Raw genomic sequence first — 15,743 nt, 5'->3', positions numbered from 1 at the left:
GGCGCACATGTCTGGATTAACTGAGGGTTAATTAACCAAACAGATGGTAAACCTTTGCCGCGCTCTGCGCTTGGGTGATCTGCGACATCTCGTCGACTATCGCCTGACGCTCACCCATGGCGACCTCAAGAAGCTGCTTGTAGACATGCAGCAACTCCTCAAGATTGTCACGCAGTGCCACTTCATCCAGCGAAGCTTCACTCAAGACATCTTCCATGCAGGAACGGCAATCGAGATCCAATTGACCGATGGCCTCCCAGTTGCGCTCGGCCAGGGCACCGACCAACGCCTCTCGGGTTTCTTCGATTCGCTGCAATACAAGACTCATGGTGATCTCCTTAGAACTGAGGAGCGGGCGTAGGAGCGATCGCGTCCCAGCCTTCTTTTACCGTGCTCAGCAAGCCGGCGACCTCGTCCAGAATGCGCGGGTCGCTGCTGATGTTCGCCTCGGCAAGACGCTTCATCATGTAGATATAAAGGCCATCCAGATCAGCCAACGTGTCCGCGGACTTTTCCAGGTCCAGGCCCTCACGCAGACCACTGACGATCCCGATCGCCTTGCTGATCGACGTGCACTTGGCTGGAATATCCTTGCGCTCGATCGCACCCTTGGCCTGAGCGATGCGGTCCAGACCGCCTTCCATCAGCATTTGCACCAGTCGGTGAGGGCTCGCTTCGGACGTCTGAGCGTGGGCGCCAACTTTCTGGTATTGCCGAAGGGCTAACATCGGATTCATGTTCTACCTCATTTGCCACAATGACTCGTATGAACAGTGTATCGCCTGCGAGTCGAAAAACTTTAGACCATAAGACAAAAACCCGGCACACGCTCGAAAGCGTAGCCGGGTTTTTGTCGCGCTTGCATGTTACTTCGCAGATTGCTGAGCGTTCAGCGAGCTGAAGAACGAAGTAATGTTGCTCGCTGTGGCCTTCATCTGCCCTACCAGCAAGTCCATGGCGTTGTACTTGGCAGTCAACGTCTTGGTCAGGTTGGCGACCCGCAGGTCCAGTGCCAGTTGCTGGTTGGTAAGGTTCCTGGTGTTGTTGTTCAGGATCGTCATGCGCTGATCAAGCAGACCCGTAGTGGTCTTGCCATCAGCCGATGGCTTGAGATACGGATCCACCGCCTTGCTCATGCGCGTCAACAGACCATTGGTGTCGTTGGTGCCGGTGAACATGTCCTGGACCTTGCCGGTCATGCCTGGCGTGGACATGACCTTGTTGAACGCAACGGTATCGAACGTCAGGTTACCGGTGAGCTTGTCGGTCATGACCCCCATCTGCGACAGATAGGCCATCGAGGTGCCCGCCGTGGCGCTCGGAGCAGTCAACTGCGCACGAATGTCGGCAATCAGCGAACGCGGCAGGGAATCACCGGTGAACGCCGCCTGAACGGTCAGCTTGCCATTTTCGTCCGGCGTTGCCTTGGACAGCGTATCGATGGTGCTCTTCAGGGTGTTGTAGGCGTCGACGAAAGCCTGAACAGACGTCTGCAAACCCTTGGTGTTGGCATCAACGGTCACCGTAACCGGTGTTCCGGGCGTAGCAGGAACAGTCAGCAGGTTCATCGTCAAACCGCTGATGGCGCCAGTGACCGTGTTGCTCTTGCTGCTGACCTGAAGACCGTCGATGGTCAGCTGCGCATCCTGTGCCAGGCCATTGACCGAGCCGGAGGCACCTGGTGCCGGGGTCGCCCCCATCGGCTGGGTACCATCGATCTCAAGACCGGCAATACCGCTGACTGTCAGATCAGAACCCGCACCCGTCTTGCTCGAACTGATCACCAGACGCGAAGATCCGGAGCTGTCGGTCACGATGTTCGCGGAAATACCATTGACAGCCTGAGCCGAGTTGATTGCATCGCGAGTGCTCTGCAAAGTCGCGTTCGCCGGGATCGCGACATTGTAATCAGTGCCATTCTGACTGATTTTCAGGGTACCACTCGGAATGGCACTGGCAGCACCACCGGCAAAGGATGCACTGGCTACTTTCGAGCCTGTGGCCAGTTTCTGCACAACTACGCTGTATGTACCCGATACTGCGGTGTTATCCGAAGTCACGCCCAGAACAGTCGGAGTTGCCGACGTGGCGGTGTAACCGGAAAACGCAGGGTTGGTCTTGCTGCCCAGGTTGGCCATCGCCGTCTGGAATGTCGTCAGCGCACTCTTCAGCGTACCGATACCGGAGATCTTCAGCGTGTTGGTTTTGGTCGTGGCATCGATCTGCGTCTGCTTCGGCGACTTGTCGGCATTGACCAGCGCAGTAACGATCGCACCAATGTCCAGGCCGGAGCCCAGGCCCGTACCCGGTAAAATTGGACTTGCCATGTGCATCTCCCTTGGGGTTGTTGCCAGTCTTTTGACCCTTGTCGGCGCCTAAAGAACTTCAAACACTATTCATGCCAGCTATCAGACTTTGGCGTCGAACAACACGTGACTCGCGTTGGCGAGGCTGTCTGCCAGCTTCAGCGCTTCTGCGGAGGGGATCTGTCGTACGACCTCGCCCGTCTCGCTTGCAATCACCTTGACGATGACTTTCCCGGAATGCTCGTCAATCGAGAATTCCAGATTGCGCTTGATCGATTGTACGAACTTTTCGATCTCCTGCACCGCCAGCTTCAATTTGCTTTCATCCGTTTCCTGACTGTCTTTCACGGCAGTAACGGCGTCAGCAGCCTGCGGCTTCGCTTCCGAGGGCTTGTCAGTGACAGTATTGGCTGGCTTGGGAGCCGGATAAGTCACGTTAAGCTTTACGCTCATGTCCATGCTCATCACCTCCTAACGTGAAAAAGCGAGAGAGCACGACAAGCGCACTCCCCCGCCAAAACTCATTCCGAAATTACTGAAGCAGCTTCAGTACAGCGGAAGGCAGTTGGTTGGCTTGAGCCAGAACAGAGGTCGAAGCCTGTTGCAGGGTTTGCTGCTTGGTCAGGTTAGCAGTCTCTGCGGCGAAGTCGGTATCTTGTACGCGACCTTGTGCAGCAGTGGTGTTCTCGGTGATGTTCTGCAAGTTCTGGATGGTGCTGGTCAGACGGTTTTGCGAAGCACCCAGAGCGGCGCGAGTGGCGTTGATGTTCGCAATTGCAGCGTCGATCGCGGTGATCGCGTTGTCGATGTTCGAAGCGGCGGCAGCCGAAGTAGCACCGGTCAGAACAACAGTACCGCTACCTACCGACAGGCTGACGGCGTCGAACTTGCCGCTCAGTACCAGGTCGATGTGGTTGGCGGAGCCAGTGTTGGCGCCAACTTGCAGGGTCACAGTACCAGCCGAACCGTCCAGCAGGTTTTTGCCGTTCAGGTTGGTAGCAGCCGAGATACGGGTGATTTCGTCAGACATCTGAGCGAATTCAGCGTTGGTTGCGGTCTGGTCAGCAGTGCCGTTGGTACCGTTACGAGCTTTAACAGCCAGTTCACGCATACGCTGCAGGATGTCGGTCGAAGCTTGCAGAGCGCCTTCAGCGGTCTGAGCAACGGAGATACCGTCGTTGGCGTTCTGGATCGCCTGAGTGTTACCACGGATCTGCGAGGACATACGGGTAGCGATTTGCAGGCCAGCAGCGTCGTCTTTAGCGCTGTTGATTTTCAGGCCGGAAGACAGGCGCTGCATCGAAGTCGACAGAGCGTCGGAGGCGCGGTTCAGGTTCTTCTGAACGTTCAACGACGTGGTGTTAGTGTTTACTGTTAAAGCCATGACGAATTCCTCGTTGGTTGGGTACTGCGGCTTCCGGCCCTGGCAACCGCCGGGTATGGCCTAGAGAACCTTCGTAATAGTTATCGTCGGGTTTGCAGGTTGCTTGAGGGCTTTTTTGAAAATTTTTGCCATCACCCTGCCACCCCCCTGAAAACAAAGACTTAGCAGCACTTTACCTGCGAAAAAATGACGCCATAAAACCGTCCGCCGCGCAAACCTGCGGGCCAGCGCTGTCGGCTTTCCTCAAGCCGCAGAACTTTCCAGCAACCGGATCAACTCGTACTCCATGAAGTCGGCAAGCCCGAGCCAGTCCTGACGCTCCTGGCAATCGAGCATTTGTGTGAGCAGGTGCGCCCACGACTGCTGGATATCCGGCGAGGCGGACACCAGCAACTGCTGCGCCCCCTCGAACACATCGACCATGTCCAGCGCCGCTTCGACATCACGCCCCAGGCGAAACAGGCCGGCACACCGCCGGCATTCGTCGATACAACCTTGCAGCGCACTCATTGCACGAACTCCTGGTTGAAGCGCGTCCCGGCAATCAACGCACCTGCGCGGCTACTGTTGAAGAACTCGACTTGGGGCTGGCTGGCGATGTAACGCTCCAGCACACACAGATAGCCGCGGAAATTGAGCTGCGTACTGACGCGCTCGCCGAAGCCGTCACGCACCCAGTGCCGTGCCTGGTTCACCGACGGCCCCAGATCACCATCACGCCAGCCGGCGTGGGTCTTGTTCATCGGAAACGCGAAGTCGGCACCGAACAGGGTGATCCGCGCCGCCCCCATCTTCACCGCCAGATCCACCGCCGGATGAATCACGCTGCCGCCCACATGCAGCAGTGCCCGTGGATGTTGCTCTCGCAACGCCGCATAGACCGGGCTGAGCGAATAGCCGCCGTAGCGCTTGCCCTTCCAGGCCCTCAATACCTCAGGGTCGCTCATGGGCAGATACACGAGCGGGATGCCGTCGGATTCTTCGAAAGGCAAATGCCGAAAGCTGATGCGCTGATCGATGCTCACCACATAGTCGGGCACGATCCCGTGCTCGCGCAGCGGTCGGTAAGCGGTATCCACGCAAATGAACAGCGGGCGTTCGTCGCGCTCACGGATCGCTGCGAGTCGCTCGAAATGCTGCTCAAGCGTCGGCCCGGTGCCGATCACGTAGACTTCCCGGCCGGCACAAGTACCAAACAATTGCGCCACATCATCGTCAGCCAGCAGCACCGGCAGACAGTCCTGCAGACGCTGCAAAATGAAGGGCGAATGCGGATCGAACTCACGATTGTTGAAACTCAGGTGCACCTCACTGACCAGCCGATCACGAATCTTCGCGTTGAAGTCATCGGCCAGCAGCATTTCAGTCGGCAAGGCAAAAAACGGCGTGCAGATGTCCGTCAGGTCTCCGGCGTACAGAAGCTCTACCCGCGCCTCTTCCAGCCACTGCCGCTGATCGATCAGTTGCAACACCAGGGCGAACAGCGCGCCATTGAGAACGTGAACATACAGTCGCTCAAGCCCGGCGCGCTCCAGCAGTACCGCCGGTAAATCCCCGAGACCGGTGCCGTAGACATGCAATTGCGGCTTGTCCGCCGGCAGGCTGGCGGCCTGGATCCGGGCTTCGTGGAGGCGGTCATGGCGACTGGTGAGCTGAATCCCGCCGATGCTCAGCGTCGAACCGAGCCCCTGCGTCAGCTCGGCTTCGATCGCCGAACTGTCTTCGTTCATCAACCGTGCGAACAGTGCCGGCCAGCGTCGCTCGATGACTTCAGCGTTGGCTTGGAAGAATTCGCTCATGGTGCCTCACGCTCCATTCAGGCAAAAAAATAGCGTTCAAGGTTAACCCTTGAACGCTATTTTTGTATCCGTCGTTTTTCGCCGCTTCAAGGACGATAGATAATCGCCGAACCCCACGACAGACCGACGCCGAAACCACTGATCGCAATGCGCTGCCAGTCGGAATCCAGCACGTGTTTTTCCAGCAGCAGCGGAACGCTGGACGACACGGTGTTACCGGTCTCGACCATGTCCTTGATGAACTTCTCCGGCTCGCCTTCGAAGCGTCGTGCCACGGCATCGACAATCGCCGCACTGCCCTGGTGAATGCAGAATGCATCGATGTCATCGGCCTTGAGGCCGGAATCGTCGAGCAACTCATGCAAGTGCGCCGGGACTTTCAGCAGCGCAAAGTTGAACACCTGACGACCGTTCATGAAGAACACGCCATCGGTGACTTTCAGGTGCGGCGCACCGGAACCGTCGGTGCCGAACTTGGCCTTGCCCAGCGCCCAGGCCGGATTTTCGCCCATCCACGTCGCGGTAGCGGCATCGCCGAACAGCATGGTGGTGTTGCGGTCTTCCGGGTCGACGATCTTCGAATACGGGTCGGCGGTGATCAGCAGACCGTTCTTCAGGCCGGCGGCTTCCATGAAGCCCTTGATCGCGTAGATCCCATAGACGTAACCGGAGCAACCCAGGGAAATATCGAACGCGGCGACGTTGGTCGGCAGGCCGAGCTTGTCCTGGACGATCGCAGCGGTGTGCGGCAAGCCTTCTTCGTCACCGTTCTGGGTGACGACGATCAGTGCATCGATGGATTCACGTTTCAGTTCAGGGTTGTTGGCAAACAGCGCATTGGCCGCTTCAACGCACAGATCGGAGGTTTCCTGTTCCGCGTCTTTACGTGGGAGGAAGGCCGAACCGATCTTGCCGAGGATGAATTCTTCATCCTTCTCGAATTTTGCACCTTGTGCGTAATTGTCCACGCCGGCTACAGGAACGTAGCTCGCAATGCTTTTTATGCCAATCATTACGGCTTCCCAATAATAAACAGCCCAATACCACCGCTCGCAAGGATTTCGAGGGGCGCCGACAAACAGAAAACGGCCGCCACAACGGGCAGCCACGGGGAGCGCAAAGGGCTATCACTGCAACCGATAACGGGCCAGGCGCCATCTCCCCGGTCAATACAATACAGTGAAGATGCGCGTTATGACTCGCAGGTCACGCTATTTTGCCGAATCGGTGCAGATCGGGTTATTCGACCAGTGACCAGTCCAGCGGCGTGCCGCGCTTGATCGGCGCGCGCGCGCGGCGGCCGAGGACGGCGTCGGTGTGCTTGGGCGGCAGACCGAGACCGGGACGAATGGCGCGCACGTTGGCCGCCGTGAAGGGTTCACCGGCCGCCATGTCGGCCGTGACGTACAGCGACCGACGGTAGACCAGAGACTTTTTCTCAGCCTCGGTCACGCCGTAATGCACCTGACCCATGGCCTGCCAGGCGCGTTCGGTTTCCAGCACCAGAGCGGCCATTTCCGCAGGTTCCAGCGAGAAACTGGCGTCCACCCCGCCCGCCGCGCGGTCAAGGGTGAAGTGCTTTTCAACCACCGTCGCACCGAGTGCCACAGCCGCCACCGACACACCAACACCCATCGAATGATCGGACAGCCCCACCTGACAACCGAACAACTCACGCAGATGCGGGATCGTGCGCACATTGCTGTTGAGCGGCGTCGCCGGGTAGGTGCTGGTGCACTTGAGCAGCACCAGATCCTTGCACCCGGCTTCACGGGCAGCGCGCACGGTTTCGTCGAGCTCGGCGATGCTGGCCATGCCGGTGGAAATGATCAGCGGCTTGCCAGTCGCCGCCACACGGCGAATCAGCGGCAGATCAGTGTTTTCGAAACTGGCGATCTTGTAGGCCGGCACATCGAGGCTTTCAAGAAAATCCACGGCGCTGTCATCGAACGGCGTCGAAAACGCCAGCATGCCCAGTTCTTTGGCCCGGGCAAAGATCGGTGCGTGCCATTCCCAGGGCGTGTGGGCCTTTTCGTACAGGTCGTAAAGGGACGTGCCGGCCCACAGGCTGTTCGGATCCTTGATGAAGAATTCGCCTTCCGCCAGATCCAGCGTCATGGTTTCAGCGGTGTAGGTTTGCAGCTTCAAGGCATGGGCACCGGCCTTGGCCGCCGCCTCGACAATCTGCAAGGCGACGTCCAGCGACTGGTTATGGTTGCCGCTCATTTCGGCAATGATGAACGGCGGTGCGTCGGCACCGATCAGGCGATCGCCAATCTTGAAACTGTTCATGAACGGTGTTCCTTCAAATCCTTGGTGAACGCGCAGGCACTTTGGGTGAACCCGGCGTCACGAAATACATTCAATGAGGCCTGGTTGGCCGGCAACACCTGTGCGCTGATCGCGGTCAATTGCGGCCAGTGCGCCGTGACGAACGCCTCGCCCCGCGTCAGTAGCGCCCTGCCCCAGCCGAGACCGAAACGCCCCTCCAGCAGATACAGCGAAACCTCGGCTTCAAAGCCACGCAGATCGTAGCGCAACACACCGACCGGGCCGTCATCGGCCTCGGCGATCAACAACAGCCGTTGAGGATTGCGCAGACTGGCGCTCAACCAGTTCAGATGCTGCGACCACTCGATCGCGCCACTCTTCACCGACCAGCGCTGCACAGCGTCGGCGTTGCGCCCGTCGAACAACACCTGCGCATCGTCCAGCGTCGCGCCCCGCAGCGTGAGTACCGCGCCGGCCAGTGCCGCCGCAACCCGCAGCGCGCCGCGCCCGTCGACCAGTTGCCGCGAACGCTCGGCCAGGCTCTGGCGCAGATAAAAGTTGCCCACGACAAAACCGACGGCATCACGCAGTTGTTCGACGCTGACCTGCTCCCGCGCGCCCATGAACACATGCGCCCCGGCCGCGGCCATCACCTCGCCGTTGGCCTGCTGGTTGTTCGACACCGCGATGCAGATCGTCGGCAGGCCCATGGCCGCGCGCTCCCAACTGGTGCCACCGCCAGCGCCGATGAACAGGTCGGCTTCGGTCATGCGCCGATGAAAATCGCTGACGAAACTGTGCAGGCGCCAGTTCGGCCGGCTTGCGGCCAGTGCCTGCATCTCTGCCCATGCCGGGTTGTCGGCACCGGCGACGAAGTCCACTTCAAGCCCGGAAAAATCCGCCAGCGCCAGCATCGCGTGATGGGTCTGGCGGGCAGCGTCGAAACCGCCGAAGTTCACCAGCACCCGTCGCGCCACGGGTTTGATCTCGATAACCGGGCCGCTGAACTCTTCGCGCAACATGGCAAAGCGCGGACCAAGCAGCGTTCGGCAACCTGCCGGCAGCAGCGGCTGATAGTTTTCGCTGAGACCGGAGAGGTTCTGATTGAGCAACAGGTCCACGCTGTAACGGCGGGTCGCCAGATCGTCGACGGCGGCGATCCGTGGCGCGAAGCGACGGGCCGCGGTCTGCCAGTGATGATCGAGGCCGTAGTGGTCGGCAATGACCCAGTCGAATTCCGCCTGACCTTCCAGCTGCGTCGCCAGTGCATCGATATCCGCCTGCCACGGCAGCATCGATTCGATGGCCTGTTCCGGGTCCTCGTCGGTGTATCGATCCGGCAAGGCGAACGTCTCGAAGCCTTCGCCCTGCAACGCATCGAGCCGATGGCCCGGCAAACGACGACAGGCAAACGCGACGTGACTGCCCTGAGCGCGCAACACCCGTGCCAGCGTCAGGCAACGGGCGATGTGGCCGCTGCCGATGGTCGGCGAAGCATCGGCGCGGATCAGTACTCTCATTGCAGCTCTCCGCCGGCCTTGAGTGCGGCGTAGAGGTATTCGGCGCGCTTCCAGTCTTCAGCGGTGTCGATGTCCTGCACCAGATGCCGGGGCAGGATCACCGGCAGGCTGGCCGGCGAATACAGAATCTCGCCACGCAGCCAGGCCTCGCTGCGACCCCAGTAGAACTGGCCGGCGTCCTGAAAGGCGGCCGGCAGATCCTGCGAACGGGTATTGCGAAACTCGGGGTACAACGCCGTCAGCGCGCCCTGCCCGTCGAGGGTCAAGGCACGCTGCACCGGAAAGCCGAAATCGGTGACCGAAAAAGCAAAGGACTTGTCGGGATGCTGCTCCAGTAACTCAAGCCCCTGACGCAGAAACCGCGCCTGCAACAACGGCGCCGTGGCGTACACGCAGCAGGCGTAATCAAAGCGCGGCAGTTGCTGCAAGGCATGCACAATTACCGCTGCGGTGCCGGTGAAATCATCGGCCAGCTCCGCCGGACGCAAGAACGGCACCTGCGCACCATGGGCCTGCGCCAGTTCGGCGATCTCTTCGTCATCGGTGCTGACCACCACCTGGTCGAACAACCCCGAATCCAGCGCCGTGCGAATCGAACGGGCAATCATCGGCACACCGTCGAACGGTTTGAGGTTCTTGCGCGGAATGCGTTTGCTTCCGCCGCGGGCCGGGATGATTGCGACGTTGCTCAAGGGCGTTTTTCCAGCAGGAACCAGGTGACGTCGTCCAGCGGGAATTGTGGATCGCGGTGATAACCGAAGCCGTAATCCAGCAGTTGCAGATCGGGATAGCGATCGAGCATTTCCCCGGCGAAATCGCGCTTGAACAACTTGCCGCTGTTGCCGCGATAGGACACTTCCACCGGCGACGGATTGTAGTATTCGGCGATCAGGATGTAGCGCTGGCTCAGCTCGTACAACTGCGCATAGGCGGTCGGCAGCAGGTCCGGGGCCAGATGAATCAGCACGCCTTTGCTCAGGGTCAGATCGTATTGGCGCTCACGAGGGAAATCGAACAGCGAGCCGTGCCAGATGTTCGCAATCTCCAGCGCACGCGCCTGGGCACAGGCGCTGGCATTGATCTCGACGCCGAACAACTCACAGCACGGCAACAGCTGCCGCAGCGCCTGCAAGTTGTTGCCGGCGTTGGTGCCCAGCTCCAGCAGGCTGTCGATCCGTCCGGCGCGGGTCAGCGCTTTGGCGAACAACGCCAGATTGGCCGCCACCAGCGGTTGCCCGACATTGCGGTCGACGTACTGGTTGCCGAACTCGCCCTGCCAGAATTGTTCCTGCTCGCTCAGATCACGCATTGCCGTTTTCCATCCACCGCCGCAGCGGCACTTATTCAGTCAACCGACGCAATTGCTCGACCACGTAATCCTGCTGCTGATCGCTCAGCAACGGAAACAGCGGCAGGCTGATCGCTTCGGCGTAATAACGCTCGGCCTCGGGAAAGTCTCCCTCGGCGAAACCCAGTTCACGATAGTACGGCTGCAGATGCACCGGAATGTAGTGCAGGTTCACGCCGATGCCGGCCGCGCGCAAGCCTTCGAACACCTGACGGTGGCTGAGGTTGATGCGCTCGGTCTGCAAGCGCACCACGTACAGGTGCCAGGCCGATTCGGCGTCCGGCTGGATGCTCGGCACGGTGACCGGCAAATACGCCAGCAAGCGGTCGTATCGCGCGGCCAGTTCCCGACGACGGGCGATGAATTCGTCCAGTTTGCTCAGCTGTGACAAGCCCAGCGCAGCTTGCAGATCGGTGATCCGATAATTGAAACCCAGCTCGACCTGTTGGTAATACCACGGCCCGTGACTGGGCTCGGTCATCTGCTGTGGATCGCGGGTCATGCCGTGGCTGCGCAGGCGTTGCAGACGCTCGGCCAGCTCCGGGCGATTGGTCAGCACCATGCCGCCTTCGCCGCTGGTGATGATCTTCACCGGATGGAAACTGAACACGGTCATCGCCGCGAACTCACCGCAACCCACCGGGCGCCCGGCGTAGCTTGCGCCGACGGCGTGAGAAGCGTCTTCGATCACGGTGAAGTTGTAGCGTTCGGCCAGTTCGGCGATTCGCCGCATGTCGCAGCTCTGCCCGGAAAACGCCACTGCCACCAGCACTTTGGGCAAGCTGCCGTCGCGCTCGGCGGCGTCGAGTTTGCTGGCCAGCACCTCGGCATCGAGGTTCCAGGTCAGCGGATCGATGTCCACGAAGTCAACGTCGGCGCCGCAGTAACGGCCGCAGTTGGCCGACGCGAGAAAGGTGTTCGGTGTGGTCCACAAACGGTCGCCCGCTCCCAGCCCCGCCGCCAGGCAGGCAATGTGCAGCGCCGACGTGGCGTTGCACACCGCGACCGCGAAATCGGCCTGGCAACGCTCGGCCATCGCCTGCTCGAAGCGCTCGATGGTCGGCCCTTGAGTCAACCAGTCGGACTGCAACACCTCGACGACCGCGTCGATGTCCGTCTGGTCGAGGCTTTGCCGACCGTAGGGAATCATACCGACAGCTTCGCGTGCAGGTCGGCGATCTGCCCCACCGAGAGGAAATGCGGGTTGGTGTCGGAGCGGTATTCGAAATCTTCACCGACCGGCACGCCACGCTCGCCGAGTTTGTCTTCGGCGAAATCCACATCGACGCTGGTGAAACGAATCGACGGCTGGATGGTGTAGTGATCGGCGAACTCCAGGGTCATCCGCGCATCGTCCAACGGCACCATCAGTTCGTGCAGCTTCTCGCCCGGACGGATGCCGACGTTCTTGTGCGGCAGATGCTCGGCCATGCCGCGAGCCAGATCGACCACACGGATCGACGGGATCTTCGGCACAAACACTTCACCACCGTGCATCCGCGCAAAGCTGTCGAGGACGAACTGTACGCCGTGATCGAGGGTGATCCAGAAACGGGTCATGCGCTCGTCGGTGATCGGCAGCTCTGTCGCGCCATCGGCAATCAGCTTGCTGAAAAACGGCACCACTGACCCGCGCGAGCCCGCTACGTTGCCGTAGCGAACCACGGCAAAACGCGTCTGTTGCTCACCGGCAATGTTGTTGGCGGCGACGAACAATTTGTCCGACAGCAACTTGGTGGCGCCGTACAGATTGATCGGGCTCGCCGCCTTGTCGGTGGACAGCGCGACGACTTTCTTCACGCCGTTGTCGATGGCGGCGGCGATGATGTTCTCCGCGCCATTGACGTTGGTGCGAATGCACTCGGTCGGGTTGTATTCCGCCGCCGGCACCTGTTTCAACGCCGCGGCGTGCACCACGTAATCGATGCCGCGCATGGCCTGGCGCAGACGCTCGGCGTCGCGCACGTCACCGAGGAAGTAACGCATGCACGGCGCGTTGAACGTCTGCTGCATCTCGTACTGTTTGAGTTCATCCCGGGAGAACACCACCACCCGCTTGGGCTGGTATTGCTCGAGCAGGCGCGCAATGAACTTGCGCCCGAACGAGCCGGTGCCACCGGAGATGAAAATCGATTTACCGTTGAACATGTCTAGAGTCCTGTTTCCTGTGCCTCAAGGCGTCAGCCGAGCCACTGCGCCCAGTTCACCGCAGCACGCTCGTTCAGAGCAAAGTCTTTGCCGTTCAGGATCAGGTTCGGGTTGCCGGCCGGGTCCTGAGCGAAGACGGAGGACCATTTTTCAGCCAGTGCTTCCAGCGCCTGTGGCGCTTGTGGCAATTGCCCGCCATGAAGCACCTGTACCAACGGCGTCCACACGGTGAGGTAACCGGCCTGACCGGCCTTGAGGCACAGGTCGACATCGCTGAAACCGTCGCCGAAGCTTTCGGTGTCCAGGCCGCCCAGGGCGTCGAACAACTCTTTGTTCACCATCAGGCACACGCCCGATACGGCCGAGTAGTTCTGATCAACCTGCAGACGGTGCATGTAACCTTCGGCGTCGTGCCTCTCGCCAATGAAGGCCGAACCGACGGTGCCTTCCTTGCCGAGAATCAGACCGGCCTGGGAAATTTTCCCGTCGCGATCGACCAGTTTCGGCCCGACGATACCGACTTCAGGTCGCTGGGCATGGTTGAGCAGCGACTCGATCCAGTTCGGGTTGACCACCTCACTGTCGGCCGCCATCAGCACCAGGTATTCACCCTGTGCCTCTTGGCTGGCAGCGTTGCACAGGGCCGCATCGCCAAGCGGCTGATCGGCGTGCAGAACGCGGACCTTGGCGTGGTTCAAGGTGCCCAGCCAGTCGTTGACGGCCGCCGACTGATTCGGTCGGGCTGCGAGCAACACTTCATAGCGGGTGTAGCGGGTTCTCAGCAGCACACCGTCCAGGCAGCGTTGCAGGGCCGGCAGATCATCGCTGGCCGGCAGGATGATCGACACCAGCGGCTGTTCGGCATGGCGATAATCGATCTGATAGGTGCCCGGTTCCTTCGAGGTGATCTTGGCCTTGTAGCCACGATTGCCCAGGTGACGCAGCAGGGCCTGACGCTCGTCGGCGTTTTCTTCCAGGACCGAACTGCGAGTGATCAGCAGCGGCTCGTCGAGGTGCGCCAGACCGCCCAGGCCACCCTGTTCGATGATGCGCAGCAGCAGATCGAATTCCAGCGCCTTGCTGAAGTCCGCCTGATAACCGCCCGCCTCGATCAGCACCTCGCGACGGATCAGCCAGTGCCGCGCCATCAGCGCCGGCAGGCTTTGCAGCAGGTCGAGGTTGAAGCCCGGACGGAACACATCCACCAGGGCGCCTTCGGCGTTGCGCTGGATTTCATCGGTGGCCACCGCGCGGCAACCTTCGGCCGACGCCAGTTCCAGACCGGCGCGCAGCAGACCGCCAGCGGTGAACTCGTCGCCCGCTTCGGCCAGCAGCAGCCAGTCGCACGGCGACTGACGAACACTCTGGTTCAGCTTGTCGACGAAGTTGCCGGACGAGACCCGCACAAAGTGCAGGGTGTTCTGCGCGGTGGTCGCCGCCGGCGGTTCGCCCGTGGTGAACACCACCACTTTGAACGCCTTGCTGTGACCTTCGAGCAAGCTGTCCAGGGTGACCTGCAACTTGTCGATGTCGTTATCCAGATCGAGCAGGAAAATACCGAACTGCGGACCACCGCCATTGGCTGCCAGGTCGCGGGCAATCGCCCCGGCCTGTTCGTCATCGGGCTGACGCGCATCGAGCCATTTGAGCAAGCGGCCGGTGCGCATTTTGCTGAATGTCGCCTGGTTGCCTTCCAGCGATGCCGCTTCCAGACGCGTATTCCATTCACGCAGTTTTTCGGCGTCCTCGTCTTCACCCAGCAATTGCAACTGCGCCACCAGACGCTTGATCACGGTGCGGTTGAACACGTTGCTGTCGTGGGCTTGCCACAAACGGTCCACCACGCTTTCCGGCGTGTCGTTGTTGCGGGCCAGCATCAGGTTCTCCTGACGGGCCCAGATGCCCTCCAGCCCTTGCAACTGAATGCGCCCGGCCGGCATGGCGTGCAACAGAAACTCGAAGTGGGTCAGTTGATCGAAAAACGCCTGATTGTAGAACGGCATTTCGACGTACTGTTTCGGGCCGAAGCGGCGCTGCGGGCCGGCCTCGATATTGGTCCACGCCGATTCCAGAATCAGCTCGGCGGTCAGTGCGCGACCGGTGCGCAGGCTGTCGGCCAGCGCCTCGAAACTCTTCAGGACAAAGGCTTTGCCTTGCTCCGGGCTTTCATGCCGGACTTGCGTCGGCAGGCCGGCCAGAAACTCGGCAAAGGCCTCGCGCTCGGCGACGGACTTGGCGTCGGTGTACGCCAGCGAGTGGAAAATCTCGGTGCTGTGGTCGGAGTGCTGATAGTTGATTTCACGCACAACGTAAGGGATCGGCAGAATCCGTGCCTTGCCCCGCGCCAGCATGTAGTACGTGTGACCGACTTCCTGCCACTGGAAGATCGTGTCTTCGGGCATCGCCTTGTACCAGTCGCGCATGATGTCGGAGCGCTGCACCGCGTAGAACGGTGGCAGGTACTGGTACATGTAATCCACCAGACGATCCTGGGCCAGATCGGCCGAGTAGTCCTCGCAGACTTTCTTGTCACGACGGTAGTAGCTGACGCCGTTGGCCAGTGCCAGGTACATCATGCTGTAGCCGTGGCACATGCTGTAATCGGGGTTGGCGTCCATGAAGGCAACGGCTTCGTGCAAGGCATCGTGCACCAGGAAGTCATCGTCGGCGGCGAACACCATGTAAGGGGTCTGCAACTGCTCGATACCGTAGGCCAGTTTGGCGCGAATGCCCCAATAGCCGAACTGCGGCAGGTGCTGATAATCCACGTTGGCAAATTGCCCGGCCACACCCGGCAATGCCTCGGCGGACGAGTCCAGCACCAGAATCCTGCACGGCAGGGTGCTGTAGAAACGCACGGCCCTGCGCAGAAACGCCGGGCGTTCGTGAGATATCAGCACAACGGTCAACTGTTCGTTGAGTGCCAAACCGTGTCCAGAACTGTTCTTGCCTTGCATATATTCCCCA

The 15,743-nt window shown here is 60.4% G+C and carries 15 protein-coding genes; all 15 read right to left on the bottom strand.

The annotated features are described in order from the left end of the window. Window positions 1–31: 31 nt before the first annotated feature. The 15 genes from fliT to IF199_RS07950 all read right to left on the bottom strand — a co-directional run bounded on the left by fliT (window position 32) and on the right by IF199_RS07950 (window position 15,733). Complete coding sequence (gene fliT, locus IF199_RS08020; RefSeq protein ID WP_096822185.1) at window positions 32–328, bottom strand: flagellar protein FliT; 297 nt, start codon at window positions 326–328, stop codon at window positions 32–34. Between the two features lie 10 nt (window positions 329–338). Then, on the bottom strand, window positions 339–737 hold the full coding sequence (fliS, locus tag IF199_RS08015; RefSeq protein WP_096822186.1) for a flagellar export chaperone FliS: 399 nt from the start codon (window positions 735–737) through the stop codon (window positions 339–341). 129 nt (window positions 738–866) lie between these two features. Continuing rightward, window positions 867–2,327, bottom strand: a complete 1,461-nt coding sequence (gene fliD / locus IF199_RS08010) for a flagellar filament capping protein FliD (protein WP_102620335.1) — start codon at window positions 2,325–2,327, stop codon at window positions 867–869. Window positions 2,328–2,408: 81 nt separating this feature from the next. Further along, complete coding sequence (locus IF199_RS08005) at window positions 2,409–2,765, bottom strand: flagellar protein FlaG (protein ID WP_096822188.1); 357 nt, start codon at window positions 2,763–2,765, stop codon at window positions 2,409–2,411. Between the two features lie 73 nt (window positions 2,766–2,838). Further along, window positions 2,839–3,690: a flagellin domain-containing protein gene (locus IF199_RS08000; RefSeq protein ID WP_064594348.1), complete on the bottom strand. Its 852-nt coding sequence runs from the start codon at window positions 3,688–3,690 to the stop codon at window positions 2,839–2,841. Between the two features lie 243 nt (window positions 3,691–3,933). Then, on the bottom strand, window positions 3,934–4,200 hold the full coding sequence (locus IF199_RS07995) for a hypothetical protein (RefSeq protein WP_192560092.1): 267 nt from the start codon (window positions 4,198–4,200) through the stop codon (window positions 3,934–3,936). After that, complete coding sequence (locus IF199_RS07990) at window positions 4,197–5,489, bottom strand: motility associated factor glycosyltransferase family protein (protein ID WP_192560091.1); 1,293 nt, start codon at window positions 5,487–5,489, stop codon at window positions 4,197–4,199. Before IF199_RS07990 ends, IF199_RS07995 begins: the two co-directional genes overlap by 4 nt. A gap of 86 nt (window positions 5,490–5,575) precedes the next feature. Beyond that, window positions 5,576–6,502 carry a ketoacyl-ACP synthase III gene (locus tag IF199_RS07985; protein WP_096822191.1) on the bottom strand — a complete coding sequence of 309 codons (927 nt, stop codon included), beginning with the start codon at window positions 6,500–6,502 and terminating at the stop codon, window positions 5,576–5,578. A 226-nt stretch (window positions 6,503–6,728) separates the two neighbouring features. Next, window positions 6,729–7,781 carry a pseudaminic acid synthase gene (gene pseI, locus IF199_RS07980; protein ID WP_096822192.1) on the bottom strand — a complete coding sequence of 351 codons (1,053 nt, stop codon included), beginning with the start codon at window positions 7,779–7,781 and terminating at the stop codon, window positions 6,729–6,731. Then, complete coding sequence (gene pseG, locus IF199_RS07975; RefSeq protein ID WP_192560090.1) at window positions 7,778–9,280, bottom strand: UDP-2,4-diacetamido-2,4,6-trideoxy-beta-L-altropyranose hydrolase; 1,503 nt, start codon at window positions 9,278–9,280, stop codon at window positions 7,778–7,780. The genes pseI and pseG overlap by 4 nt, the downstream gene beginning before the upstream one ends. Then, on the bottom strand, window positions 9,277–9,972 hold the full coding sequence (gene pseF, locus IF199_RS07970) for a pseudaminic acid cytidylyltransferase (RefSeq protein ID WP_192560089.1): 696 nt from the start codon (window positions 9,970–9,972) through the stop codon (window positions 9,277–9,279). Before pseF ends, pseG begins: the two co-directional genes overlap by 4 nt. After that, window positions 9,969–10,589, bottom strand: a complete 621-nt coding sequence (locus tag IF199_RS07965; protein WP_192560088.1) for a pseudaminic acid biosynthesis-associated methylase — start codon at window positions 10,587–10,589, stop codon at window positions 9,969–9,971. The genes pseF and IF199_RS07965 overlap by 4 nt, the downstream gene beginning before the upstream one ends. A gap of 31 nt (window positions 10,590–10,620) precedes the next feature. Beyond that, on the bottom strand, window positions 10,621–11,778 hold the full coding sequence (gene pseC / locus IF199_RS07960) for a UDP-4-amino-4,6-dideoxy-N-acetyl-beta-L-altrosamine transaminase (protein ID WP_192560087.1): 1,158 nt from the start codon (window positions 11,776–11,778) through the stop codon (window positions 10,621–10,623). Continuing rightward, the gene (gene pseB / locus IF199_RS07955; RefSeq protein WP_096822197.1) at window positions 11,775–12,776 is read right to left on the bottom strand and encodes a UDP-N-acetylglucosamine 4,6-dehydratase (inverting); all 1,002 of its coding nucleotides are present in this window, start codon (window positions 12,774–12,776) and stop codon (window positions 11,775–11,777) included. The genes pseC and pseB overlap by 4 nt, the downstream gene beginning before the upstream one ends. Before the next feature lie 32 nt (window positions 12,777–12,808). Continuing rightward, window positions 12,809–15,733 carry a glycosyltransferase family 2 protein gene (locus IF199_RS07950; protein WP_192560086.1) on the bottom strand — a complete coding sequence of 975 codons (2,925 nt, stop codon included), beginning with the start codon at window positions 15,731–15,733 and terminating at the stop codon, window positions 12,809–12,811. Window positions 15,734–15,743 lie beyond the last annotated feature (10 nt).

It is taken from the genome of Pseudomonas allokribbensis, from assembly GCF_014863605.1.
Lineage (GTDB): Bacteria > Pseudomonadota > Gammaproteobacteria > Pseudomonadales > Pseudomonadaceae > Aquipseudomonas > Aquipseudomonas allokribbensis.
Note: the sequence above shows the minus strand (reverse complement) of the source record. Positions and strands in the feature narration are given on the sequence as shown.